This window comes from Pseudomonas sp. SDT291_1_S447 (genome assembly GCF_054070155.1).
Genome location: NZ_JBSVXS010000288.1, coordinates 1 through 532, shown reverse-complemented (window position 1 = coordinate 532; position 532 = coordinate 1). Strand labels below are relative to the sequence as shown.

At 60.3% G+C, this 532-nt stretch carries 1 protein-coding gene; it reads left to right on the top strand.

Going from position 1 to position 532, the window contains the following annotated elements:
* Positions 1-112 precede the first annotated feature (112 nt).
* On the top strand, positions 113-532 hold a 420-nt coding region (locus tag ACW9IR_RS29585), incomplete at its 3' end, for a head completion/stabilization protein (protein ID WP_457466153.1).

Genomic DNA, 532 nt, shown 5'->3' with positions numbered 1-532 from the left:
ACCGGCGCCCAATAACCGACTACCCCCCCAGCGGGGAACTGTGGACGTGTGTCTGCCATTTATGGCCAGCCCCACGAAAAACAGTCTCCCCGCCCTATTTGAGCGGCCAGCAATGAGCTTTTCCGGGAACCCCACCACCTTTGTGGAACAGACGATTGCGAACGACGGCTTTTGGCCGAACCTCTCCGTGTCCGAGTTCCAGAAGGGCTATCGCCTGCCGGCGGAGTTCCTGGGCACGTTGCTGGTCGACGCCCTGAGTATTGCCATGGCCGATGTCAATACAGACCTGGCCAAGCTCAAAAACCGCTGGCAGCTCCTCGGCATTGCCAACGTCGAAGCGGCCGAACAGTCGACGCCTGAAAGCGCACTGCGGGTCAGCTTGTACAAGCGCGCCGTGTATTGCCGCGCCAAGGCCAGCGCCTTGCCTCAATTTGCATCGGTTACCCGCCGCGAAAGCGCTGAGAACACCGCCAAGGAAGCGCCCGAGCTTAAAGAAACCTTCTTGGCATTCAGCCAATCCGCCGTTCGTGCC